This is a genomic window from Leptospira ilyithenensis (assembly GCF_004771005.1).
In the GTDB taxonomy this organism is placed as follows: Bacteria; Spirochaetota; Leptospiria; order Leptospirales; family Leptospiraceae; genus Leptospira_A; species Leptospira_A ilyithenensis.
Map to the genome: position 1 here is coordinate 121,637 of NZ_RQHV01000042.1, position 24,591 is coordinate 146,227.

At 39.4% G+C, this 24,591-nt stretch carries 23 protein-coding genes; 15 read left to right on the top strand and 8 right to left on the bottom strand.

What is annotated here, in order from left to right; translation table 11 throughout:
- Window positions 1-9 precede the first annotated feature (9 nt).
- Both serS and EHS11_RS07250 read right to left on the bottom strand, forming a co-directional pair.
- Window positions 10-1,266: a serine--tRNA ligase gene (gene serS, locus EHS11_RS07245; protein WP_135763724.1), complete on the bottom strand. Its 1,257-nt coding sequence runs from the start codon at window positions 1,264-1,266 to the stop codon at window positions 10-12.
- Window positions 1,259-2,065 (bottom strand): TatD family hydrolase, encoded by an 807-nt coding sequence (locus tag EHS11_RS07250; protein ID WP_135763725.1) that lies wholly within the window; start codon window positions 2,063-2,065, stop codon window positions 1,259-1,261. The genes serS and EHS11_RS07250 overlap by 8 nt, the downstream gene beginning before the upstream one ends.
- Window positions 2,066-2,169: 104 nt before the next feature.
- Here EHS11_RS07250 and EHS11_RS07255 point away from each other — a divergent pair, with 104 nt between their 5' ends.
- The 4 genes from EHS11_RS07255 to EHS11_RS07270 are packed head-to-tail and all read left to right on the top strand — an operon-like array spanning window position 2,170 to window position 5,763.
- Window positions 2,170-3,165: a M23 family metallopeptidase gene (locus EHS11_RS07255; protein WP_135763726.1), complete on the top strand. Its 996-nt coding sequence runs from the start codon at window positions 2,170-2,172 to the stop codon at window positions 3,163-3,165.
- A complete protein-coding gene (locus tag EHS11_RS07260) occupies window positions 3,165-3,512 on the top strand; it encodes a bactofilin family protein (protein WP_135763727.1) in 348 nt (115 codons plus the stop codon). The genes EHS11_RS07255 and EHS11_RS07260 overlap by 1 nt, the downstream gene beginning before the upstream one ends.
- 15 nt (window positions 3,513-3,527) lie before the next feature.
- Window positions 3,528-3,995 carry a YaaR family protein gene (locus EHS11_RS07265; protein WP_135763728.1) on the top strand — a complete coding sequence of 156 codons (468 nt, stop codon included), beginning with the start codon at window positions 3,528-3,530 and terminating at the stop codon, window positions 3,993-3,995.
- Between the two features lie 4 nt (window positions 3,996-3,999).
- Window positions 4,000-5,763 (top strand): ABC transporter transmembrane domain-containing protein, encoded by a 1,764-nt coding sequence (locus EHS11_RS07270; RefSeq protein WP_135763729.1) that lies wholly within the window; start codon window positions 4,000-4,002, stop codon window positions 5,761-5,763.
- Here EHS11_RS07270 and EHS11_RS07275 read toward each other — a convergent pair.
- The 3 genes from EHS11_RS07275 to EHS11_RS07285 are packed head-to-tail and all read right to left on the bottom strand — an operon-like array spanning window position 5,746 to window position 8,141.
- Window positions 5,746-6,639 carry a ParB/RepB/Spo0J family partition protein gene (locus tag EHS11_RS07275; protein ID WP_135763730.1) on the bottom strand — a complete coding sequence of 298 codons (894 nt, stop codon included), beginning with the start codon at window positions 6,637-6,639 and terminating at the stop codon, window positions 5,746-5,748. The two genes, EHS11_RS07270 and EHS11_RS07275, sit on opposite strands and share 18 nt — an antisense overlap.
- A 4-nt stretch (window positions 6,640-6,643) precedes the next feature.
- The gene (locus EHS11_RS07280) at window positions 6,644-7,405 is read right to left on the bottom strand and encodes a ParA family protein (RefSeq protein WP_109021691.1); all 762 of its coding nucleotides are present in this window, start codon (window positions 7,403-7,405) and stop codon (window positions 6,644-6,646) included.
- Window positions 7,398-8,141: an RsmG family class I SAM-dependent methyltransferase gene (locus EHS11_RS07285; protein ID WP_135763731.1), complete on the bottom strand. Its 744-nt coding sequence runs from the start codon at window positions 8,139-8,141 to the stop codon at window positions 7,398-7,400. Before EHS11_RS07285 ends, EHS11_RS07280 begins: the two co-directional genes overlap by 8 nt.
- A gap of 56 nt (window positions 8,142-8,197) precedes the next feature.
- Here EHS11_RS07285 and EHS11_RS07290 point away from each other — a divergent pair, with 56 nt between their 5' ends.
- Window positions 8,198-9,022: a hypothetical protein gene (locus EHS11_RS07290; protein ID WP_246047662.1), complete on the top strand. Its 825-nt coding sequence runs from the start codon at window positions 8,198-8,200 to the stop codon at window positions 9,020-9,022.
- Between the two features lie 92 nt (window positions 9,023-9,114).
- On the opposite strand, the gene EHS11_RS07295 is transcribed toward EHS11_RS07290, so the two are convergent.
- Window positions 9,115-9,549 carry a hypothetical protein gene (locus EHS11_RS07295; RefSeq protein ID WP_135763732.1) on the bottom strand — a complete coding sequence of 145 codons (435 nt, stop codon included), beginning with the start codon at window positions 9,547-9,549 and terminating at the stop codon, window positions 9,115-9,117.
- Window positions 9,550-9,688: 139 nt separating this feature from the next.
- Window positions 9,689-11,563 (bottom strand): tRNA uridine-5-carboxymethylaminomethyl(34) synthesis enzyme MnmG, encoded by a 1,875-nt coding sequence (gene mnmG / locus EHS11_RS07300; protein WP_135763733.1) that lies wholly within the window; start codon window positions 11,561-11,563, stop codon window positions 9,689-9,691.
- Window positions 11,564-11,717: 154 nt separating this feature from the next.
- Between mnmG and EHS11_RS07305 the strand changes: the two genes are divergently transcribed.
- From EHS11_RS07305 to EHS11_RS07350, 10 genes are all read left to right on the top strand, one after another.
- Window positions 11,718-12,641 carry a branched-chain amino acid transaminase gene (locus EHS11_RS07305; RefSeq protein ID WP_135763734.1) on the top strand — a complete coding sequence of 308 codons (924 nt, stop codon included), beginning with the start codon at window positions 11,718-11,720 and terminating at the stop codon, window positions 12,639-12,641.
- A gap of 9 nt (window positions 12,642-12,650) precedes the next feature.
- Complete coding sequence (locus EHS11_RS07310; protein ID WP_135763735.1) at window positions 12,651-13,589, top strand: hypothetical protein; 939 nt, start codon at window positions 12,651-12,653, stop codon at window positions 13,587-13,589.
- Window positions 13,590-13,741: 152 nt separating this feature from the next.
- Window positions 13,742-15,067, top strand: coding sequence for a chromosomal replication initiator protein DnaA (dnaA, locus tag EHS11_RS07315; protein ID WP_135763736.1), 1,326 nt, complete (start codon window positions 13,742-13,744; stop codon window positions 15,065-15,067).
- 244 nt (window positions 15,068-15,311) lie between these two features.
- Window positions 15,312-16,430: a DNA polymerase III subunit beta gene (dnaN, locus tag EHS11_RS07320; protein WP_135763737.1), complete on the top strand. Its 1,119-nt coding sequence runs from the start codon at window positions 15,312-15,314 to the stop codon at window positions 16,428-16,430.
- The gene (gene recF / locus EHS11_RS07325) at window positions 16,430-17,533 is read left to right on the top strand and encodes a DNA replication/repair protein RecF (RefSeq protein ID WP_135763738.1); all 1,104 of its coding nucleotides are present in this window, start codon (window positions 16,430-16,432) and stop codon (window positions 17,531-17,533) included. The genes dnaN and recF overlap by 1 nt, the downstream gene beginning before the upstream one ends.
- Window positions 17,530-17,859: a DciA family protein gene (locus EHS11_RS07330; RefSeq protein ID WP_135763739.1), complete on the top strand. Its 330-nt coding sequence runs from the start codon at window positions 17,530-17,532 to the stop codon at window positions 17,857-17,859. Before recF ends, EHS11_RS07330 begins: the two co-directional genes overlap by 4 nt.
- Window positions 17,860-17,930: 71 nt before the next feature.
- Window positions 17,931-19,850: a DNA topoisomerase (ATP-hydrolyzing) subunit B gene (gene gyrB, locus EHS11_RS07335; protein ID WP_135763740.1), complete on the top strand. Its 1,920-nt coding sequence runs from the start codon at window positions 17,931-17,933 to the stop codon at window positions 19,848-19,850.
- A gap of 19 nt (window positions 19,851-19,869) precedes the next feature.
- Window positions 19,870-22,392 (top strand): DNA gyrase subunit A, encoded by a 2,523-nt coding sequence (gyrA, locus tag EHS11_RS07340; RefSeq protein WP_135763741.1) that lies wholly within the window; start codon window positions 19,870-19,872, stop codon window positions 22,390-22,392.
- A gap of 2 nt (window positions 22,393-22,394) precedes the next feature.
- A complete protein-coding gene (locus EHS11_RS07345; protein ID WP_135763742.1) occupies window positions 22,395-23,411 on the top strand; it encodes a tRNA dihydrouridine synthase in 1,017 nt (338 codons plus the stop codon).
- A 15-nt stretch (window positions 23,412-23,426) separates the two neighbouring features.
- Window positions 23,427-23,810 carry a PilZ domain-containing protein gene (locus tag EHS11_RS07350; RefSeq protein ID WP_135763743.1) on the top strand — a complete coding sequence of 128 codons (384 nt, stop codon included), beginning with the start codon at window positions 23,427-23,429 and terminating at the stop codon, window positions 23,808-23,810.
- Window positions 23,811-23,899: 89 nt separating this feature from the next.
- Here EHS11_RS07350 and EHS11_RS07355 read toward each other — a convergent pair whose 3' ends face one another.
- Window positions 23,900-24,478, bottom strand: coding sequence for a lipoprotein LipL21 (locus tag EHS11_RS07355; RefSeq protein WP_109021705.1), 579 nt, complete (start codon window positions 24,476-24,478; stop codon window positions 23,900-23,902).
- Between the last annotated feature and the right edge of the window lie 113 nt (window positions 24,479-24,591).

Below are 24,591 nucleotides of genomic sequence, written 5' to 3' on the forward strand. Positions count from 1 at the left end.
TTTATAGAATCACGGAAGGTATTTTTTCAATGCCTCCGGAATTTGGAAAGTACCATCCTCTAATTGATAATTTTCAATCACGGCCGCAAGCGTTCTTCCAATCGCAAGCCCCGAACCGTTTAGAGTGTGGACAAGTAAGTTTTTACCTTCCTTCGATTTGTATCGAATTTTTCCCCTTCTTGCTTGATAGTCTTTGAAATTAGAAACGGAGGAAATTTCCATAAAACGGTTCAAACCGGGCATCCAAACTTCAATATCATATGTTTTTGAAGATGCACTGGAAATGTCCTTACTGCAAAGAAGCATCACTCTGTAGGGCAGATTTAGTTTTTGCAAAATAGATTCTGCATCAGAGAGCATTTTTTCGTGTTCTTCTTTGGAAGATTCCTGGCTTGTAAACTTTACCAATTCCACTTTTTGAAATTGATGAACCCGAACAAGTCCTCTTGTATCCCTTCCATAAGAACCAGCCTCTCTTCGAAAGCAAGGAGTATGAGCACAAACGGAAATGGGAAGATCCTTTTCATTTAAGATTTCATCACGGTAGTAATTGGTAAGGGGAACTTCCGCAGTCGGAATCAAATTGAGTCCGTCTTTTTCTAAACGATAAAAATCTTCCGCAAATTTGGGAAGTTGTCCCGTTGCAGTCATTGATTCATCGTTCACAAGCACAGGAACCCACATCTCTTCATAACCATTGAAGCCTGTATGAGTGTCTAACATCAAATTCATCAGTGCTCTTTCCATTTTAGCACCCAGACCGCGATAAGTATAAAAGCGAGCGCCGGAGAGTTTCACTCCTCTTTCAAAATCAAAAATTTTCAGCGCTTCTCCTATGTCATAATGCGCCTTAGGTGAAAATTTGAAATTTGGAATCTCTCCCCAACTACGAACTAGCACGTTGTCTTCTTCGCTTTTTCCTTCGGGAACGGATTCATCCAAGATATTGGGAAGACCTATATTCAAATCATGAAGAGATTCCTCTTGTTTGCTAAGTTCTTCTTCAATTTCTTTAATTCTATCACCTACACCTTTTACCGAATTGGAAACTTCAGTGATATCTTTCCCTTGCGCTTTTAAAATTCCTATTTCTTTTGAAACTTTGTTTCTTTCGGCGCGAAGGTTTTCAGCTTCTTGTTTTAAAGATTTTTGTTTGGTGGCAACATCTTTGATTTTCGTTTCGATGTCCGCGCTATAAGCTCCGCGTTTTTTCAAAGAGAAAATCAGTTCTTCCGGATCTTGTAAAATTCGATTGATATCAAGCATGGTAAGCCTTTCTGTTTATAAATTTTTCCGAATTGGAATATAATTGTTCCGTAACGACTGCATTGGTTTCTTCCCGCAAAGAAAACATCCTTTCTAATATATAAGGCATGTTAGATGAATCGTTTCTTTTTCCTCTATGAGGAGGTGGTGCGAGGAAAGGAGAATCCGTTTCGATGAGCAAAGACTGCAGAGGAAGTTTCTTTGCCGCCTCATGAATGTCAGTTGCATTTTTAAAAGCAACAATCCCTGAAAAGGAAACGTAATAACCCAGATCCACGAATTTTTTCCCGGCCTCATAATCATAAGTAAAACAATGGATCACACCGAATGCCTTTCCTTTGTATTCGGAAAGTACTTCGTATGTCTCTTCAAAAGCATCTCTGGAATGAATGACTACAGGCAATTGATGTTTTGCGGAAAAGTCCAAAAATTTGGAAAAGATTTCTCTCTGCAATTTTTTAGTGGAAGCATCATGATATAAATCCATTCCGATTTCGCCAATCCCTGTGAATCGGGGATGATCCAATTGTTCCTCGGCAAATTTAAGAATCTGATCCGCGTTCGGAAACTCATGAGTCTCTGTAGGATGACAACCTACTGTGTAGTGAATTCCCAAGTCCTCTGTAGAAAAATTGTCAGCAATTTCCCTAGCCTTCAATGAACTTGGTAAGTCGATTCCGATCTGTACAATTTTTTTCACACCTGCCAATGCAGATTTTTGTAAGGATTCGGCTATATCTTGTCCTTGTTCCTGAATTATGTCTAAATGGCAATGTGTATCGATTAAAGAATAGGCCATATAGCTCAGGTTTTGCAAATTAGATTGACTGAAAATGAAAATTCCATCGAAAGTTAAAGAAGAACGTAATGTTTTATTAAACGACGGGATAAGCAAAAGCTAAAGTGAATTTCAAGAGCCGCCTAAATCTAATTTTTTACCGTCTTCGGTATAAATTCCAGGAGTGGAAGTTACGCCTTTCCCAGCGTTACGAAGATTTAGACAAAAAAGGTCGGGAAAGACTGACCATTATGGTCATCCCTCACACGGATCGAAGAACGATCAATTTCATCATTTCTTACAAAGCCATCTCCGTTTTTATCGGCATTGTAGTTATCCTACTTGTTATCAGCGCCGTGAATGTACTTTCTCATAGCGGTTCCGTTCATCAACTAACAGAACTTAATCTCACAAACAAAGATTTTATCCGTCAGTCTTCCAAGATGAAGGAAGAAGTGGGATCTTTGCACGAAACGATCCAATACTATTATGAAAAGATTTCCAGTCTATATATCAAACTGGGCGGAGACCCGGCTCGTGTTTCCAAAGGAATGGGTGGCGCGGCAAACTTAAACCAGTTCGCATCATTGCAAGGCACTCCGCAAACAGATATCACTGACGAATCTTTTCGCATCAAAGAGGACATTCATAATTTAAAATTGTCTTCCGAACTATCCGATGAGATCATCAAACTCATCAAAAAAAGAAAAAGCATCATTCGCAACACTCCTTCCATTTGGCCTACCAAAGGATATGTTTTGTTTCCTTTCGGAAAGTATCTTTCTCCTATCACTGGAAAAGAGGAGTTGAACAAAGGACTCGACATCGGATCTTTTCCGGGTGCGGAAGTAGTTGCTACTGCGCCTGGCCTGGTGTTTGATACAGGATTTTCTCCAGCTACCGGATATTATATCAAACTCGCACACAAATTCGGATGGAAAACGATTTACTCCAATCTTGACCGGGTCAAAGTGAAAAAAGGAGAGCGTATATCCAAGTCGGATGTGATTGGTTATGTGGGAAAAACTCCTGAAAATCCAATCTACCATTTACATTATGAAGTCCATGTCGGAACACAACCGCTCAATCCATTTTCCTTTCTCAACCAAATTCAAGAATAATGCCCTCACCTGAAATAGAAGAAGAGTTTTTAGTCAATAGCGTCATCGGAGAAGGTGCCGAGTTCAACGGTGAATTCAAATTTTCCGGTCTAATCCGTATCGACGGAAGATTCCGTGGCGTTTTGGAAACAGACGGGAAAGTCCTTATAGGAAAAACCGGAATCGTCGATACTGATATCAGAGCCAAAGTAGTAGTTGCCGGTGGAGAAATCCGGGGCAATATCTTTGCAACAGAAAGGGTGACTCTACTTTCCAGCTGTCGATTGGAGGGAGATGTAGTAACTCCTAGGCTGATTGTGGAAGAGGGTGTGGTTTTTCACGGTAAGTGTACGATCAACCCTACGTAAAGTTTCGGGGGATCCATGTTCGTACAGAATACAAATAACAAGCCTGTCTCAAATTCACCGAAACGCAAACCCGGAGAAAAAGACAAACTCCAAGAAACTTCCGAATCTAAAAATCTAACTTTTTTGGAAATTCTGGAATCCATTGTCCCTTCCGACGGAGAAAACACAAAAGAATTAAACGAACTCTGGAAAGATCTTCCCGATTTGGAAAAAGCTCTCATTGGCAACCCAAACCATTCCAATCTTAAAGATTACAAAGAACATATTAAAAACATTGCTCAATTGATTTTGAAAAAAAATCACAAAGTCATGCAAGCTCCTTCCCGAGGTCGAAACGATAATAAAGACATTCGTTACGTCAAAATTATAGATGAGAAATTGGATCTTTTGGCAAAAACCATGTTTTCCCCCAATAACTCGGCCTTTGCAATTTTAAAACAATTAGATGAAATCAGAGGTCTATTGATTGATCTAAAAGGATAATTTTTTGAAAGATTCAAACCGCCCCATCAGCAAGAACCTAAAGGTTCTGAGCAAAACCATGGCTTACATAAAGCCCTACCGATTGCAAATTTCCCTTTCCTCTTTTGCCTTACTCTTCACCGCTGCTATCACTCTTTCCTTAGGTCAGGGATTGAAACATCTGGTAGATGCAGGCTTTACAGCAAGATCAAAAGAAGAGCTTACATACTCCCTATTCATATTGATCTTCATTGGTTTTTTGTTAGCTGGGGGAACTTATATGAGACACTATCTGGTCTCATGGATCGGGGAAAGAGTTTCTTCCGATATCCGAACGGATGTGTTTCGTCATGTTGTGGATCTGCATCCTCATTTTTTTGAAACCAATTCACCGGGGGAAATTCAGTCCAGAATCACAACGGACACCACACTCCTGCAAACTGTCATCGGTTCTTCAGCGTCGATCGCACTTCGCAACTTTCTATTGTTCATCGGAGGAATGATTTTTCTTTTCGTCACCAACGTGAAATTGACCGCGATCGTTCTCTTGAGTGTTCCGTTCGTATTGTTTCCCATTCTATTTTACGGGCGAAAGGTCCGCAAACTTTCCCGCGATACCCAAGATAAAATCGCAAACGTAGGATCTTATGTAAGCGAATCTCTTTTCAATATCAAGATTGTTCAGAGCTTTTTCCATCAGGAAATAGACAAACAAAAATTCCATGAAACGGTGGAAGATGCTTTTGAGGTTTCCGTGCTTCGCATCCGACAAAGATCCATGCTAATAGCTACCGTCATTTTACTTATATTAGCAGGAATCAGTTTTATGTTATGGATCGGAGGATTGGATGTTTTGGAAGGAAGGATCACAGGAGGGGAGCTGATTGCATTTTCATTTTATGCAATCATGGTGGCAAATTCCGTCGGAGCTATTTCCGAAGTCATCGGCGATTTACAAAGAGCTGCCGGCGCTACGGAAAGACTGATGGAACTTTTAGATTCGGAATCCAATATCAAAGATCCTCTGATACCGATTCATTTGCCGATTGATGCAATCGGAGAAATTCGATTTGAAAATCTTTCCTTTCATTACCCGTCCCGCCCTGACAGAAACGCGATCGACTCTTTCAGTTTGAATTTGCCTGCGCAAAAATCTACAGCACTTGTCGGTCCTTCGGGAGGAGGAAAGTCCACACTTTTCGAACTCATTTTACGCTTTTACGATCCGCAACTAGGAAGGATCACAATCGACGGAATTGACATTCGAACTCTTACTTTGAAAGATCTTCGTTCCCTTATAGGATTTGTTCCTCAACAACCGATTTTATTTTCAGGAACACTTCGGGAAAACATAGCATACGGAAGACCGGACGCAACCCTCGAAGAAATCGAACGCGCCGCAGAACAAGCGTATGTTACTGAGTTTATGGATCATTTGAAAGACGGATACAATACGGATCTAGGTCATATGGGTGTCCGGCTTTCCGGAGGACAAAAACAAAGGATCGCAATCGCTCGGGCGATTTTAAGAAATCCTAAAATTTTACTTTTGGACGAAGCAACTTCTGCGTTGGATTCGGAGTCGGAAAGAATGGTTCAGAAAGCTTTGGATTCTTTGATGAAAGATAGAACAACTCTGATGATTGCACATAGACTTGCAACGATCGTTCGCTCCGATCAGATTGTTGTGATTCAACAAGGTAGGATTGATTCTATCGGAACTCATGAAGAGTTGCAGAATCAAAGTGAACTTTACGCGCGACTCTCGAAATTACAATTTCAAACCTAGTTGTTCTAGGATTCGTTCCATGTCGGAAAGATTTGCATAACTGAATGTGATCTTTCCTTTTCCAGTATTATCGTTATGAGAGATTTCCACTTTGGCGCTGAACTTGTTTCTAAGTTTTCCTTCGATCTTTACGATGCTTGCGTCTTTCTCAGATTCTGAACCAGAACTCTTTTGTTTTTTGTCAGGGTTCAAAATGGAAGAAACATAATTTTCCACTTCGCGGGCAGTCCAATTCTCAGTGATGATTTTGTTCGCAACTTCGATTTGCTTTTTGGTTTCCGGAAGAGAGAGTAACGGTCTAGTCTGACCTTCCGATAATTTGCCTTCCTTAATCAAATCCTGAACTTGAGAAGGAAGCCCCAAAAGACGAATCAGGTTGGCAATTGTGGATCTGTTTTTTCCAACACGAGTGGCAAGATCTGTCACCTTTAAAGATCTTTTTTCAATTAGATTTTGATAAGCTTGCGCTTCTTCAATCGGATTTAAATCTTCTCTTTGTAAATTTTCAATCAAAGCAAGTTCCATCATATCCGCATCGGAGACATCTTTGACAATGGCTGGAATTTTTTGAAAACCTGCAAGCTTGCACGCCCGTAACCTTCTCTCCCCTGCGATTAAAATAAAACCGGAACCTGTTTGATTTTTTTGGACAACGATCGGTTGGATCACTCCATGTTGTTGGATGGTTTGCGAAAGTTCTTGGATCGCTGTTTCCGAAAAATGTTTTCTAGGTTGGTGAGGATTGGGGACAATTTCTGAAATTCTAATTTCTCTTAACCCGGAAATATCATCTGAATTTAACTCAACGTTCTTTTCGTTAACGGGAATTAGGTTGCCAAGCCCTCTTCCTAAAACTTTTCCTTTGCCCAGTGCCATCTTCCTAACCCTGACCGACGATTTCTTCTGCTAGACTTTTATAACTTTTTGCTCCGATCCCTTCCGGGTCGTAGTAGTTGATTGGTTTTCCAAAAGAAGGAGCTTCCGATAATTTTATATTTCGGGGAATGATTGTATTATAAACTTTTTCTTTGAAGTAATTACGAACATCTTCCGCCACTTGGTTGGCAAGGTTTGTTCTTTTGTCATACATCGTAAGAAGCACACCTTCCAATTCCAAACTTTTATTCCATTGCGATTGAACCAAAGAAATGATTCTCATCAATTGTGATAAACCTTCCAAAGCAAAATACTCTGTTTGCAAAGTGATCATCACAGACTGAGATGCACAAAGTGCATTGATGGTAAGTACACCAAGTGAAGGTGGACAATCGATTAAAATGTAATCATAGTCTGCTTGCACACTTGCGAGTGCGTCTTTGAGTTTGAATTCTTTTTTTTCAATTCCAAGGAAGTCCACTTCCAATCCTGACAAATTGATGTTGGCTGGAATGATATCAAGGTTTGCGATAAAAGATTTTTGGATCGCTTCTCTTGCGGAAAGTTCTCCGATCAAAACTTCATACGTTGTTTTGTTGAGTGACTGCACTTCCAAACCCAAACCGGAACCTGAGTTTCCTTGAGGATCAATGTCCAAGAGTAAAATTTTTTTTCCGAGCTCAACTAGGTTCGACGCTAAATTGATCGCTGTGGTGGTTTTTCCCACTCCACCTTTCTGGTTGCTAATCGAAACTATTTTACCCATTGCCTTCCTTACTCTCCTTGCTGATGTCTTTCCAAAGTCTGGGGTAACCCGGACTTGGTTCGGAATCCTTTTGCAATATTTTAATATGTCGCTTTCCCACAAACTCTAATTCCCTAAGTTCGATTTCTTTTTTAATTCGAAAGCCACTGTATTTCAAAACTTTTGTTTCAACCTTTTCATCAAAATTTCTCTGACCAAGGAAAGGACAAAAATACCCATTCTTCTTTACTAGATTGGAAACCACCTCGACCATAAAAGGGTAGGGGACTACCGCGCGGGAAGTTACCAAATCAAATTTTCTTTTCTCTTCTTCTGCTCTCATATATTCAAAAGAGATTCTATCATTTGCCCCGGACAAATTTCCTTTGCCGATTTCTTCTTCTAAAAGAAAAAGTTTTCTTTTTTGAGAATCGATGAGTGTAAGCTTTGGAGACTCTTTGAGACATAAAAAGAGAAATCCGGGAAGACCAGGACCTGTTCCCACATCCGCCAGATTTGTTTCACGTGAAACAAATCCGGACTCTTTCAATTTAAAAACAAAAACCAGGCAATCGATGATATGCCGATCCAGAATCAACGCGGAATCATTCTTAGAAAAAAAGCCTCCTTTCTCATTTTCACGAATCAAAAATTCATGATAAAGATCTACCTTCTTCCAATCAAATTGTGCATCCAAACTTTCGAAGATCTGAGGAAGCAAAGACGAAACTTTTTCACGCGCTAAATTTTCTGCCATAATTGTTACTTAATTTCTAAAAATCGTCGATGGTTCTAATAGGAGAATTCTTTTCCATGAAACGATTTTTAATCTTAACAATTACACTTATTGCTTCTGTACTATTTACACTTCCCTCGTTTGCATTCACTCCCGGGAAATGGTCTCATAAAGATCAGTTTGTTTTTTTCAAAGGAAAGAAAGGTCCTTCGAAGGAGATCGTTCGCAACTCTGAAGGGCAAGTCATCTATGTAGCAGAATATATTTATGATGCGGATGGTCATCTCGTCCAAGAAACTTATTCAGACAAAGAAGGTAAGTCGGATGGCAAAACCATCTTTCGATACACGGAAGGACTTGTAACTTCTGAGGAAGTATATGGCCAAAATGATACTCTTGTAGAAAGAAAAGACTTCGTCTATAAAGGTAAGATTCTCAAAAGATTAATCATCAAAAACTTTGAAGGAAAAAACCTGATCAGCTACAGTTTGGAAACAAACAAAGACGGGATGCTTGTAAGTGGCGAAGGTAAAAATTCAGAATCAAAAGACATAGAATCTTTTCGTATCATTCCGGATCCTAAAAAACTAAACGTTCAAATTCAATTCCTTTTGGATGATAAAAAAATCAAACATGGGGAGATCCACTTTAAGTATGATGCTAAAGGAAATCTGGTAGAACGTGAATTCTTCCAAGCTGAGTTTCATAGAGTGAATAAATTGAAATACAAAGCAGACGGAAGTCTGGAGTCTTTTTCGTTTCACGTGAAACAAGGAGACAATTGGGTTTTAGAGAAAACTCACTTCCTTGTCTATGATGAGAACTCCAAAAGCAAAGTCTCCAAACAAGATAAGAAAGAAGAATTCCTTACGAACGGAAACAATCCTCCTCTAGAACATTAAAATCAAAAGGGTAAGTGGTTTCTAAAAACTTCTTACCCTTTTCTTAGGCGCAAGTTTGAATCTTGTAACGGATTGAAATCCAAACTTTCTACTTAACCCAAAAACAACTTCATCAACCCACACGAGATCGCAGCTAAAATTGTTCCATTGATTAAGTTCGCAACACGGGATTGTGTTCGAATGATTTTTTCTAAAGATTCAAATCTTGAAACCATTTGTTTTTGCATGGATTCGAATCGTTCATCTGCCACATCAAAACTTGCATTCATGATTTGGTTTGTCTGATGCATTCGTTCGGCGAGAAGATCTATTTTTCCAACAAGCAAATCAATCCTCCCCGCCAAGAGGCGGATCTCAACTCTGATACCTACTTGTTCATACTGCATAGGTCTCAGTACTTCTTTGTCAAATTTCAGCTCGCTACTTGCCAAAGCGTCGGAAAGTTTTTTATCGATCGCCGTTTCAAAAGCATCAGCTTCGGATTCAGAGAAAGAATGTTTCGTTAAGATTGAAGTGATTGTTGTCATGATACCATCCAAGCGGACAGAAAGAAAGATGATCTGCCGCGCGTAAGAAGAGGTAAAAAACTGATACGAGTGGTTCTAAAAAAAAACGAATTGGAAAAATAAATACAAACAAGACCACCCGGCGCACGCCGGATGAATTCTATTTTTTCTCTACGAGATGGAAGAGAAGTAAGTCGATATCGGAAGGATCCACTCCTGAAATGTGAGCTGCCTTTTCCAAATTCATCGGACGATGTTTATTCAATTTGGTAGCGGCTTCCGTCTTCAATCCTTTCACCGAAAGATAATCAAAGTCGGAAGGAATTTCAAAGCTTGCGTATTTTTTTCTATACTCAATTGATTCGAGTTCACGTTTCAAATAACCTTCGTACTTAACTTCCATCTCAAGCACTGCTTTCTCTTCTTCATTCAAAGTAGAAAGCTCGGAAACAAAAGGTTCGATATCTCCGATTTTAATATCCGCACGTTTTAAAAACGAAGCCACCGTGTGACCGAATTTATAATTTTCAATTCCTTTGCGTTCCAAAACTCCGCTCAGTTCAACAGTGGGTTTCATAGACAAGGAATACATTTTGGAACGAAGAGCATCGATTCTTCCATAACGGTCCAACATGGAATCATAATCTTCTTTCGAGACAAGTCCCATCTCGTAACCGTACTTCATCAACCTTTGATCCGCGTTGTCTTGTCTGAGAAGCAGTCTGTACTCAGCCCGACTCGTGAACATTCTATACGGATCTTCCACTCCTTTGTGAACCAAATCATCCACAAGCACTCCGATGTATGATTCACTTCTGGGAAATAACATAGGCTTTTCTTTTTTCAAAGAACGAACTACATTATAAGCGGCAACCAAACCTTGTGCGGCTGCTTCTTCATACCCGGTAGTCCCGTTGATTTGTCCTGCATGGAAAAGACCTTTGATTTTTTTCGTTTCCAAAGTCGGGTGAAGTTCCGTCGGATCAACAAAGTCGTATTCCACTGCATAACCTGGACGCATAAGTTCCACTTCTTCCAGACCTTTGATCGTTCGGAGAAACTTCCATTGCAATTCTTCTGGAAGACTTGTGGACACTCCGTTAAGATACATTTCATTCGTATCATATCCTTCCGGTTCGATAAAAATTTGATGACGATCTCTTTCTGCAAAACGGACTACTTTGTCTTCAATGGATGGGCAATAACGTGGACCGATGCTTTGGATCTGTCCCGAATACATCGGAGAGAATTCCAAATTTTGTCGGATCAGATCATGAGTGTTCTGATTTGTATAAGTGATGTAACAAGGAATTTGTCTTCTTTCGATTTTACCTGAAGAGAAAGAAAAACCTTTCGGGTTTTCATCACCATGTTGCTCTTCCAAACTTTTGATATCGATAGAGTTCTTATGAACGCGAGCGGGAGTTCCTGTTTTCAATCGGCCCAATCGAAATTGAAATCCGGAAAGAGAACGGGATAATCCTTTCGTAGTTGGTTCACCGATTCTCCCTGATTCTTTTTGGTAAGTACCGATATGAATCACACTGGAAAGAAAAGTTCCTGTCGTTAAAATCAAATGATTGGTTTTAAATTCGAATCCACGACCGGTTCGCAAACCAACGATCTGATTTCCTTCTACAATCAAATCTTCTACAGTATCTTGTCGGATGGATAAGTTGGCGGTATGTTCCAACTGATGTTTGATCGTAAGCTGATATTGTTTTTTTTCTGCCTGAGCGCGGGGAGCCCAAACGGACGGACCTTTGGAAGTGTTCAACATTTTGAATTGAATTCCAGTGGCATCAATGGTTTTTCCCATAAGTCCGCCCAAAGCATCCACTTCCCTTACCATATGTCCTTTTGCAATTCCACCGATCGCAGGATTGCAACTCATCTGACCGATCGTATCTAAGTTCATAGTGATGAGTAGAGTTCGAAAACCTGCTTTGGCAGGAATGTATGCAGCTTCGGATCCTGCGTGCCCTGCACCCACAACGATACAATCAAATTGGTTTGGATAAAACGACTGATTCATATTATGTCTTCTAACAATTCTTAATCTAAGAATGGAAAGTAAAACTTCCTTCTAGAACGATAACAAATTCGGCATCGAATGCTTCGAGATAAAAAAAGATAAAATTCATTTTCTAAAAACGATTCTCAGAAATTTTGGAAGCATAGGATTTTATATGCCAGACGAAACCAAAGACCTTTCTTATTTCGAAGGAAAAATCATTCCTTCAGAGGATGCCAAGATCAGTATCCAAACTCATGCTTTTCAGTACGGGACTGCAGTCTTCGGCGGAATCCGAGGCTATCATAATGAGACGAGAAAAAATGTTTTTGTTTTCAGGATTTTAGATCATTACAAGCGTTTGGTGAATTCGACAAAAATCATGCAATTACAGTTCGATAAAACTCCGGAAGAGCTGGCTGAGATCACTTTGAAATTGATTCGGGATTCAAACTTAAAACAAAATGTTTATGTAAGACCGATCGTTTATACTTCAGCACTCCAGCTCTCTCCTCGTTTCCATGACGTGAAGACGGAGATCGCCATTTATGTTTTGAAATTGGATGATTACCTGGATACTCAAAACGGACTTCGCACGATGGTATCTAGTTGGGCTCGTTTTTCCGATAATCAAATTCCCACTCTTTCCAAAGTGAGTGGCGGATATGTAAACTCCGCTCTTGCCAAATCGGAAGCAGTTCAAAATGGAATGGATGAAGCGATCTTTTTGGATGCACGCGGATTTGTTTCGGAAGGATCTGCAGAAAATATTTTTCTGGTTCGTAACGGAGAGATTCACACTCCCAGTGTTCCTTCTTCCATCTTGGAAGGAATTACAAGAAGATCCATTTTCAAAATTGCTGCCGACTTAGGTATCAAAGTAGTGGAAAGAGACATTGCTCGTTCTGAACTCTATATCTCCGATGAAATCTTTTTTTCAGGGACCGGTGTGCAAGTTGCTTGGTTGAAAGAAGTGGATAGAAGAAAAGTAGGAGACGGGAAAATCGGACCTGTCACCAAAAAGATTCAATCTTTGTTCTTCAACACTGTTCGCGGAGAAGAGGCAAAATACGAAGATTGGTTAACGCCGGTTTATTGATTTAATTTTATGAACGATTCTTTCTTTCAAGTCGATGAATTGATTGGGCAAGATACAGCTCTTACATTCTTACATTCCTTTCTAAAGGAGAAAGATAGAATTCCCGGCGTACTTATTTTTCACGGGCCGGATGGAGTGGGGAAGTGGTTTGCTGCGGAAAGATTTGCGCGCCACCTGCTTTGTTTGAATGAGAACTCCTGTGGAGTTTGTGATTCCTGTCGGCTTTTTATGAAAGGGGAACACCCCGACTTTATCCAGTTTCCCAAAAACAAAAACATCGCCATCGGCAAAGATAAAGATCCTGAAGATTTTACCATTCGATGGCTGCTCGGAAGTCGGATCATTTACAAACCTCATATTTCCCAGAAAAGAATCGTACTATTTCCGGAAGCGCATAGAATCAACAATGAAGCGGAGACAACTCTTCTCAAAACTTTGGAAGAACCTCCTCCTCATACGAAATTCATTTTGATTGTTAATGATTTGAGTAAGTTGAAAAAAACAATCGTTTCCCGATCCGTATGTATTCCCTTCCAATATCTTCCTCAGACAAAAGTTTATTCCATCGCAAGGAATCTGGACAAGACGATCAAAGAATATTACGGAGGCTCTCTCAATCCTTTCGATATTTCCGACGAACAAATTGAAGAGTGGCACGAAACTGTAAAAAATCTCTGCCAAGATCCCATCCTGGTTTTGAAATTGGAAAATTGGATTCGGGAAAAAATGTCGGATTCAAAAGGAAAAGAAAAAATTCCGAATATAGATTTTTTAGAAATGATCTCCTTACTTTTGTTATATGAATATCGTAGGGAAAATTTCGAAAACAATATCAGAAAGATTCATGCAATCCTGGAATTCAAATCAAAGCTGCATTACAACATACCGGCTTTAGAATATTTTCTATTATCTCAACTTTTTCTCAAATTAAGTAGTTCACCTCGTTAGGTGATTAAATTCAGGCAAATTCCTTAAGGGACATAATTTTCTTATTCATCATCCAGATTTTTTCAAATCGGGAGGGTACCTTGAATTTTCATTTGAATTCTACCTACTGAATAGAAGTATAGTACCCGGTTTGATAAAGGATTTACATTAGATTGGAAGCAGTTTGGGAAGAAATTTTAGAAGAGGTATCGAAACAAATCCCTCCAAAGTATTTTAGAAACTTTATCGCACCGTTGCACTTTGTACGTTGGGAAGGAAATGATCTCGTAGTATCAGCACCTTCACAAATCATCAAAAGCCACGTAGAAGCAAAATACATCAATTTTATAGAAACAGCCGCCTATCAAGTCAAAGGCGACTCCTTTCGACTCGTTTTACTCACAGACAAAGAAGAATCCACTCTTCAAATGAAGAGTGCCATTGAAAATAAATTCCAAACGGATGAACCGGAGCTAAATTCCGAGTATAATTTCGAAACTTATATAGTATCCGATTGCAACAAACTTGCTTTTACCGCTGCAAAGAGTATTTCCGAAAATCCGGGTAAGTACAATCCCCTCTATTTGTTCGGACCTGTAGGCGTAGGAAAGACACATTTACTTCATGCCATAGGATCGGAGATTAAAAAGAAAGATCCTTGGAAGACAGTTCGTTACGTAGACAGTATTTCCTTTTTAAATGAATTCATATTTACTGTAAGACAAAACAACAGAGATTCTTTGGAATCTTTCAAGATGAGATACCAATCTTATAATGTTCTTTTATTCGATGACATTCAATTTTTAAACGGCGGCGCTGAAAAAACTCAGGAAGAGTTTTTTGCCCTATTCAATTTTCTTTACGAAAGAAAAAGACAGATCGTCATTGCGTCCGACAGACCTAGTTACGAACTACCGTTACACGACAGACTCAAGTCCAGATTTGTTCATGGTCTCCAGGCGGACATCAAAGAACACGACCAAACTTTGCGAAAAGAACTGCTCCGTACTTATTCGGTCCAATACAACATCCCTATATCGGAAGAGACTCTGGATTGGCTCGCAGTCAATTGCGAAGGAGATTCCCGAGCATTGATCGGAATTATCAACGACTTGGTTTTGTATAAAAAAGCGTATCAGTTCTTTCTTTTGCCGGAAGACAAAATCAAAGAGATCGCCAACTCCAGGCTTCAGACCAACCGAAAGCGAATCGGCTTCAATCCCGATCAGGTCATAGATTTGATCTGTGAAAGGATGAACGTGGCAAGAAAAGATCTTTTAGGGAAAAGCAGAAAGGCTGATTATATTCTCCCGCGCCACCTGTCTATGTTACTCCTCCATGAGATTTTAGGGCTTCCCAAGTCGCAAATTGGAAGGATTTTTTCCGCTCAGCATACAACTGTCATCCACGGGATCAATAAAATCAAAGAACGGTTCAATGAAGACCAAAATCTTGCTGATTTATACCAGTCGGTAAAACATCAAATATCCTTTCAGTAATCTGTTCAAAAGTCTGTTAATTAGCTGTAAGTAAGTTGTTTATAAGACATAAGACATTTTTAAAAGGAAAGAATTGTAGAAAGAAAGAGATAAGTGACATAAATATGAACGGTTTAGAAAATGATTTTATCAGACATAATCCAATAAAAATTGATGTTTAGAGGGTTTATGCACATACTGACAGATACAACGAAGACGACATAATATATTTAATAAATTATATATATAAGAAAAGAGGAAGAAAATGAAATTCACTGTCAATACTACAGACTTTCTAAAAGCAATCAACTCCGTAGATGGTGTAATCTCTGTTAGAGAAATTAAGTCCGCCCTATCCAATTTAAAAATCCAGGCAGAAGACAATATCGTTTATCTTTCAGCAACAGATTTGGAAATCGCGATCAAAACTTCGGTAGCCTCTGTTGTTGGACAAAAGGGAAATGCATCTCTTCCCGCAAAACAACTGTCAAATATTTTCAAAAATTTGAATTTCGATTCGACATTACTTTCTACAAGCGATAACAATGATTCGTCGGAAACTTCAATTACCGATGCTTCTGGAAAGATGGATACAAAATTCAAAGTGAACGGAATTGATTCGGAAGATATCAAAACCATTCCTGTTGTAGATGAATCCAATGTAGTTGAATTTCCATGCCAGACAATTCGTGAGATGTTTCGTAAAACTTCCTATGCTATGGCAATTGAAGAGACACGATTCGTATTCAACGGTTTGTTTTTAAAACCGGAAGATACCGACCTAGTTGTAGTCGGAACGGATGGAAGAAGACTTTCTAAAATCGTTCGCAAGTTTCCAAAACAGTTTCCATTTAAAAACGGAGCGATCATTCCTCACAAAGCAGTTCGAGAAATGTTGAAGATGATGGAAGGAAAAGAAACTGCAAAGATCGGTTTTATAGACGAACAGATTTATGTGTCTTCTGGAAATATAGAATTGTTGTTCAAACTGATTGATGGTAATTTTCCCGATTACGAACAAGTGATTCCGAAACAAGCGGCCGAATCGGTTCGAATTACAAAAACAGATTTTCTTACTTTTTTAAAACAAGCTTTGATTTCTGCAGAAGAACCTTCCAAACAAGTTCGGTTGAGTTTTTCCAAAGGAAACGTTAACATCAGCTCATCCAATCCCGGAACAATGATGTTCGATCACAATATGTCTGTTGAATATAGCGGAGAACCAGTTACAATCGCTTTCAAAGGGGATTATTTGAACGATGTAGTGAAAGCTGTAGATGATCCAGAAGTGATCTTTGAATTTTCATCTTCCAGCGCTCCTGTGCTGTTTAAAGATCCGTCTGATAGTGATTTCGTATCAGTAATTATGCCGATGAAGCTTTAATGTATCTTAGGCGAATTGCACTTCAAAATTTTCGTAACCACGAACAAACCACTCTAGATTTTAAATCCCGTCTTATCTTCTTTATCGGCAATAACGGAGAAGGTAAGACAAACCTACTCGAATCCATTTCCCTTTTATCCTATTTGAAAAGTTTTAGAGAAACAGATGAAAATCAGTTATTGAAATGGGATTCACCTTTTACTTTTGTCAGAGCGGAGTTTGAAGCCGGGGGTGAAGATTTTGTATTTGAGTATGGAATTGAAAAAGGTCAGTTCAAACGTAAAAAAATAAAGATCAACGGTGAAGTGATTAAAAAAATTTCCGATTCCGTAGGATACTTTCGTTCCGTTATATTGAGTCCACCTGATATTCAAATCATAGAATCGGGAAATGTGGAAAGGCGAAGATTTTTAGATTCGTTCATTTCTTCCACAAACAAAAATTATTTGCATCATTTGATAGAATACAATCGGCTCTTGAAACAAAGAAATCATGCTTTAAAAAAAGAAACGGCTACTGATAAAGAAATAGAAATCTGGAATGAGCCATTGATAGAAAGAGATTCTGAAATTCGTAAAATACGATCGCAAACAATTTCCAGACTGAATGTGTTTTTTGAAAAAAACTTGAATTTACTCAGCCAAGGGAAAGACCCGTTTCACATCACTTACAAACCGAATGTACTGTCGGAAGAAAATCATAGAGAAAGACTCGTTGGAAATTTAAAAAAAGATAGAGCCATCGGTTATACCAGTTGCGGAGGACATAGAGATGATATTCCTATCGGTTTTGATGATAAGGATCTCAGTTCCTTCGGGTCTCAAGGACAAAAGAGAAGTGCAGTCATTGCCCTGAAGACTGCTTCCTTTCAGATGATTTTGGAAGACACAGGGGAAGCTCCCGTCTTGTTGATCGATGATATTATAAGGGAGTTAGACGTCAAAAGGCGTGAATATTTCCTGAATCTGATTTTGGAATGCGGACAGGCATTTTTCACAACCACGGATTTGGAAGGAATCAAAGAGTATGTGGGAAACCTGGAGATTGACAAAGAAATTTTTGTGATTCAAAATGGAAAAGTATCCCAAGGTTTTGAAAAATGAAAAAAATAGAGATCGGAGAATTGTTCAAAAGTCTCGAAAAGCTTGGATTCGATCAAAATGAAATTTTCTCCACCCAAACGATCAAAATCATCCAAAGAGATTGGAAGGAAATTGTAGGGGACTTTTTCGGAGACCAGTCTTATCCCGCAGAATTGAAAGAAAACCGACTGATTGTTATGTGCAAACACTCCCTTATTTCGCAGGAAATGGAGTTTCAAAAGATGGCAATTTTGCAAAAATTAACTGATAAAAAACTACCTACCACCATTTCAAAAATCGTTCTAAAAACCGGCATAGTCCCCAATTCCAAAAGGACAAGTTCCTAAACCAGTACGTCTTTTCACTTGCCCTAGTGGGCTTCTCCTGGGATAGTTCCTATAGGATACAAGTTTACTCTATGACAAATGAAGCCTCTCAAAACCCCTATGCAGCCTCGCAAATTAAGATTTTAGAGGGTCTGGAAGCCGTTCGAAAACGGCCTGGGATGTACATTGGAACCCAAGATGAATCGGGTCTCCATAAGATGGTCTATGAAGTTGTGGACAACTCGGTCGACGAAGCGATGGCGGGGCATTGCACTCAGATCGATGTCAAAATATTACCTGAAAATATAATTGAAGTTAAAGATAACGGAAGGGGAATTCCTGTCGGGATTCATCCGGACAAAGGCAAATCTACGATCGAAGTAGTATTAACCATACTTCACGCAGGTGGTAAGTTCGAAAACGACGCCTACAAAGTATCAGGCGGTCTTCATGGTGTGGGTGTTTCCGTTGTGAACGCATTGTCCACATGGCTGGAAGTAGAAGTTCACCAATCAGGGAAGATACATTACCAAAAATACCAAACGGGGATTCCTGTTGAAGATGTAAAAATCATCGGAGATACGGATCGCCAGGGAACAACTGTTCGGTTTTTGCCGGATAAATCCATTTTTACCACTACCGAATTTTTCTTTGATACACTTTCCGCACGTTTTAGAGAGATCGCCTTTTTAAACAAAGGCCTTCTTTTGAAAATAGAAGATCTTAGAAAAGAAGAGATCGCTCAGCATGAATTCAAATTCGACGGAGGAATTGTTTCTTTCGTTGAATATTTGACAGATTCGAAACATCCGCTTCATAAGGTTTTACACTTTGTAGGAGAGAAAGAAACCGTTTGGGCGGAGATTGCCCTACAATATTGTGATACCTATTCGGAAAGCGTGTTTTGTTTTACCAATGCAATCAATAACAATCTGGGTGGAACACACTTGGAAGGTTTTAGAACCGCACTTACCAGAACCCTGAACGATCATCTAAAAAAAGATCAGGTTCTTTTAAAGAAACAACCTAACGGACTAACTGGTGATGATGTAAAAGAAGGACTTTGTGCAGTCATCTCGGTAAAGATTCCTCAACCTCAGTTTAATTCGCAAACCAAAGAAAAATTGGTCAATGCCGAAGTGAAAGGTCTGATGCAGACAATTTCGGGAGAAGGTTTAAATCTTTTCTTCGAAGAAAATCCCTCCGTCATCAAAAAGATTTTAGAAAAATGTATCTTAGCATCTAAGGCACGTGAGGCGGCAAGACGGGCAAGAGACCTCACTCGTAGAAAAACGGTTTTGGAAGGTGGCGGTCTGCCGGGAAAACTTGCCGATTGTTCCGAGAAAGATCCTGATTTATGTGAACTGTTTCTTGTAGAGGGTGATTCTGCGGGTGGATCGGCAAAGCAGGGTAGGGATCGTAATATTCAGGCAATATTACCGCTGAAAGGTAAAATTTTAAATGTTGAGAAATCAAGATTGGATAAAATTTTAGCAAACGAAGAAGTAAGAAATCTAATCACTGTTATGGGAACGGGAATCGGGGATGATGAATTTAATGCGGAGAAGCTTAGATATCGTAAAATCATCATTATGACGGATGCCGATGTGGATGGATCCCATATTCGGACTTTATTATTAACATTCTTTTTCCGCTATATGAAAGCCGTGATTTCCCGTGGTTCTTTGTATGTGGCGCAACCTCCTCTTTATCAACTTAAGTTTGGTCGTGAGGCAATTTATGTTTATTCGGATAAAGAAAAGGAAGAAATTTTAAAAGCTCGTTCTGGAGATAAAGTTGTTATTCAAAGATACAAAGGTTTGGGAGAGATGAACCCGGAACAACTTTGGGAAACAACAATGGATCCGAAAGAACGAGTTATGTTGCAAGTGAAACTCGACGACTTTGTGGAAGCGGAAGATACCTTTAATATTTTGATGGGAGATGATGTATCACCTCGCAGAAAGTTTATCGAAGAGAACTCTTACAAAGTAGCGAACCTGGATTTATAATTTAATACGGAATAATAAAATGACCGAAACAAACGGCCAAGAAAACGAATCTACAAAAACCTTAGCCTTAAACTTATCAGGAAGACCCGACGTAGCCGGGGCATTGAAAGCAGGGGTGCGAGTCATTCCTGTTGAAATTGAAGATCAGATGAAAGAAGCTTACTTGGATTATGCGATGAGCGTAATCGTAGGTAGGGCATTGCCGGACGTAAGAGACGGATTGAAACCTGTTCATAGAAGGATTCTCCATGCGATGAACGAAAGGGCATGGAGGAGTGACAGACCTTATGTAAAATCTGCGAAAATTGTCGGGGAAGTAATCGGTAACTTTCACCCGCACGGTGACGCACCTGTTTACGAAACAATGGTTCGTATGGTACAAAAGTTTTCCATGCGGGAACCTCTTGTAGATGGCCAAGGAAACTACGGATCAGTCGACGGTGACAACGCGGCTCACTATCGTTATACGGAAGCTCGTCTTACCAAGTTAGCGGAAGAATTGCTCAAAGATATTGAGAAGAACACCGTTGCATTTTCACCAAATTTTGATGATACGAGACAACAACCTGACGTATTACCTGCCAATTTCCCAAACATTTTAGTCAACGGATCTACAGGTATTGCGGTAGGGATGGCGACGAACATTCCTCCACACAATTTAAAAGAATCAATCAATGCTGTGATTGCTCTCATTCAAAATCCGGACATCTCTCTTTATGAGTTGATGAAGATTTTACCTGGTCCTGATTTCCCTACAGGTGGAACGATTATTGGCGGTGAAGGTTTGTACCAAGCCTATTCAACCGGTCGCGGTTCCATTCGAATCCGTTCTAAAGTGGATATCATTGAAAATGCGAAAGGTCGTGAAATCATTGTTATTACTGAGATTCCTTACCAGGTAAATAAAAAACATTTGCTTGAGAAAATCGGTGAACTGGTAAATGAAAAGATCATCGAAGGTATCACCGAGATTTTAGATCTTTCGGATAGGAAGGGGATTCGTGTTGAACTTCATATCAAAAAAGATTTCAATGCGCAAGTCATTCTAAATCAACTTTTCAAACTTACCCAATTGCAAGTCAGCTTCGGTATTACGATGCTTGCGATTCTTGACAAACGGCCTAAGATTTTTTCGCTAAAAGAAATTTTACAATCATATGCGACACATCGTAATCAAGTCGTTGTTAAAAGAACTCAGTTTGATTTGGATAAGGCGCAAAAGCGGGCTCATATCTTAGAGGGATTGAGAATTGCTTTGGATAATATCGATGAAGTGATCAAAATCATTCGTGCTTCCAAAGATCCTAAAGAAGCACAAGCAAAATTGATCAGTACTTTTAGTCTATCGGAAGCACAAACAGATGCGATTCTGGAAATGCGTCTGCAAAGATTAACTTCTTTGGAAGTTCAAAAAATTATAGATGAGTTAGAGCAAGTTCGCCTGATCATACTTGATCTTGAAGATATTTTAGCGAAACCGGAACGAGTGAAACAAATTGTTTGTGATGAGCTTTCGAAAGTAACCGAGTCTTTTGGTGCTACCAGAACTACGGAAATTAGTTTAGAATCTCTCGAATCATCTTCTTTCAATGCGGAAGATTTGATCGCAGATGAAGAAGTTGTCGTTCAAATTTCGGAAGATATGTTTATCAAACGATTGCCTATGGATACGTTTCGTCGCCAGAAACGGGGAGGAAAAGGCATTCAGGGTATTTCTTCCAAGAGAGAAGACTTTGTTAAAAAACTAAGTACAGCGATGACTCATGATAATCTGATGCTTTTTTCCAACAAAGGTCGTGCTTTTCTTATGAAAGTTTACGAGTTGCCGATCGGAACGAAGGAAGCTCGTGGAAAATCGTTGAAAGCAATTATCAATCTGACGGAAGATGAAATCATTACCTCATTGTTCACATTCAGAGAGTTTGACGAGTCATATCTATTGATGGTGACCAGAGACGGATTTGTGAAAAAAATCCAATTGGATGAGTTTTCAAACGCTAAAAAATCAGGTTTAATTGCAATCGGACTTCGGGATGGGGATGAACTCATTGATGTACTTTCGAATCCTGAAAACTACGATGTATTTATCGCTAGTAAAGACGGTCTTGCTATTCGTATGAACCTCAATGAACTGCGATCACAAGGAAGAACAGCATCCGGTGTGACCGCAATGAGATTGGATGAAAAAGATCAGATCGCCGGTATCACAAAAGTGGAACCTAACACTCATTTGTTCTGTATATCCGAAAATGGTTTTGGAAAGAGAACCGACTTTGAAGAATTTTCTACGAAAGGTCGCGGTGGAAAAGGTATGACCTATCTGAAAATCGGAGAAAAGAACGGTCGCTCCGTAGGGATTGCAACGATTAGAGAAGAAGATGAATTATTAATCATCACTCAATCAGGAATGGCAATTCGAGTGGAAGCCAAAGGGATTTCGATGGTAGGAAGAACTGCTATGGGTGTCAAAGTAGTAAATACGAAAGACGATGATTTTGTAAAAGACTTTGCAATAGTTAGGGATACGGAAGAGACCGTGTAATTATGATTAAAGTAGGGAATGTAGAGATTAAAGGAGATGTCGCTTTATCTCCAATGGCAGGGATTTCCGATAGTCCTTATCGTCGTATTACAAGACGGTATGGCTCTGCATTTTCCTACACCGAATTCGTATCCACCGAGCAGATCTTACTTGGAAATCGAAAATCCATTGATATGTTTCGTTTCCAAGAAATGGAAAGGCCGATTTCCTTTCAGATCTTCGGATCTGATTTGAATACTGTTGTAGAAGCAGCAAAACGAATCGCGCCTTTAAAGCCGGATATCATTGATTTGAATATGGGATGTTCCGTTGCCAAAGTATCTCATCACGGCTCAGGTGCAGGCCTTTTGCGTAATCTTCCTTTGGCAGGTCAAATGATCGAAGGAATCAGAAAATCTGTATCCGTTCCCGTAACCGCCAAAATTAGGTTAGGTTGGGATGAAAAGAATCTGAATTATAAAGAATCCGTTCATATTCTGCAGGAATCCGGAGTTTCAGCCATCTCCGTTCACGGAAGAACAAAATCGATGGCTTATACTGGCAAGGCCGATTGGAATTCGATCGGAGATATCAAGTCTTTTGCAAAGGTGCCGATCTTTGGTAATGGAGACGTTGCAAGCTTTGAAGAAGCCAAAGACAAAATCAAAAAATATGAAGTAGATCTTGTTTTAATAGGGAGAAAAGCAATAGGGAATCCTTGGATTTTTTCGGAAAGAGACAAATCATCCGCTTCTTTTGCCGAAATTAAAAAAGTTGTCATCGAACATTTGTTAGCAATGCTCGATTTTTATCCAAACACTGACGATTACGGGTTGATATTATTTCGTAAACATTTTGCAAAATACGTGGAAGGAACGAACTTTCCTAAAGATTTAAAAAATCAAATGTTACAGACAGAGTCACTCAACATGTTTTTACAATTATTCTCGAATTACGAGGAAACAGAAACGAATGCCAAATTGGAAACGATTGAACTGAATGATATTCTCAATTGCGAAACCTATTTGGTCGATGTATAGAAAAGGAACTTATAAATGGCAGATTCTCAAAAATCGATTTTTTCCGATTCGTATTCCATGTATGGTGGAGTAAAACAAAAAAGAAAAAAAGCCAGGGTGAAACTGGACATTCCATGCGAAATCAGTTTGTCCAGTGGGAAAGGAACTCCCGTTACCGCTCAACTGACAGACCTCGGAACAGGCGGTTTGTCATTGCAAACCACTTCTTTATTTTATGAAGGGGATGTTGTGACGATTAGTTTCATACTGAATAAGGTGAAAACGTTTATTCAAGGAACTGTCAACCGGATTGCAGGAAAAACGACAACTGTGGTTTTTTCAGAACTTCCGTCGGATGTTCATGCAAGGATTCAAGAATTCATTCATAAACATTATTTTGACCCCAAAGCAAAGCTTTAAATGCAATCATTCAAAATCGTCAGGATATAAAAAAACCTCCTAGGTGTTTCCACAAAGGAGGTTCGGAATTCTAAAGTAAAAAAGCTGGATTATTGAACTTCTTTTGCTTTAGTTTCAAGAGCTTTTTGTCCGCCGGCATATCTCATGTAACCAACGCAATCACACTCTTCCCAGGATTCTTGTTCACCGACTTCGGCACAAGCACCTGTATCTTTGTTAAGTGAGCAACAGTCATAAATTCCTAAACCACTGATTTTACCTTTTGATTCGGAGACGATGACAGAACCAGTAGATTGACCATCGGAAACACCGGAAGCTTGTTCTAGGTATTCACCAAGGATCTTTTTCAAACCATCGCCTGCTACTTGTAGGCGAGCCGCTTCACGGCAAGTTGACTTCTTCATTGCAATTGATTTTTCATTAATTGCTTTTGCAGAAGCGCGAGCGGAAAATTTCATGTACAGATATTCGAATTCTTTCTCTTTGCCTTTGCAATATTCAGCAGGACTTTTGCCTTCTTTCCCAGCTGCAGCATCCGGAGCGCAAGCCCAGCCTTCAAAAATCCAACCGTTCTTTCCAACAGTTGTGGCATCTCTTCTGGAATCCCCACCACCACATGATACTATGAAGGCTACTAGAGAAGCCATTACGATAAGCGATTTCTTCATAAAGAATCTAACTCCTTTCCGATAGATTAGATAGGTTGGAAATCTGATTGTCAATCTTTTCTCTACGAATAGATTCAGAGAGAATTGGGAAATATTAAAATTAGTGAAAAAAA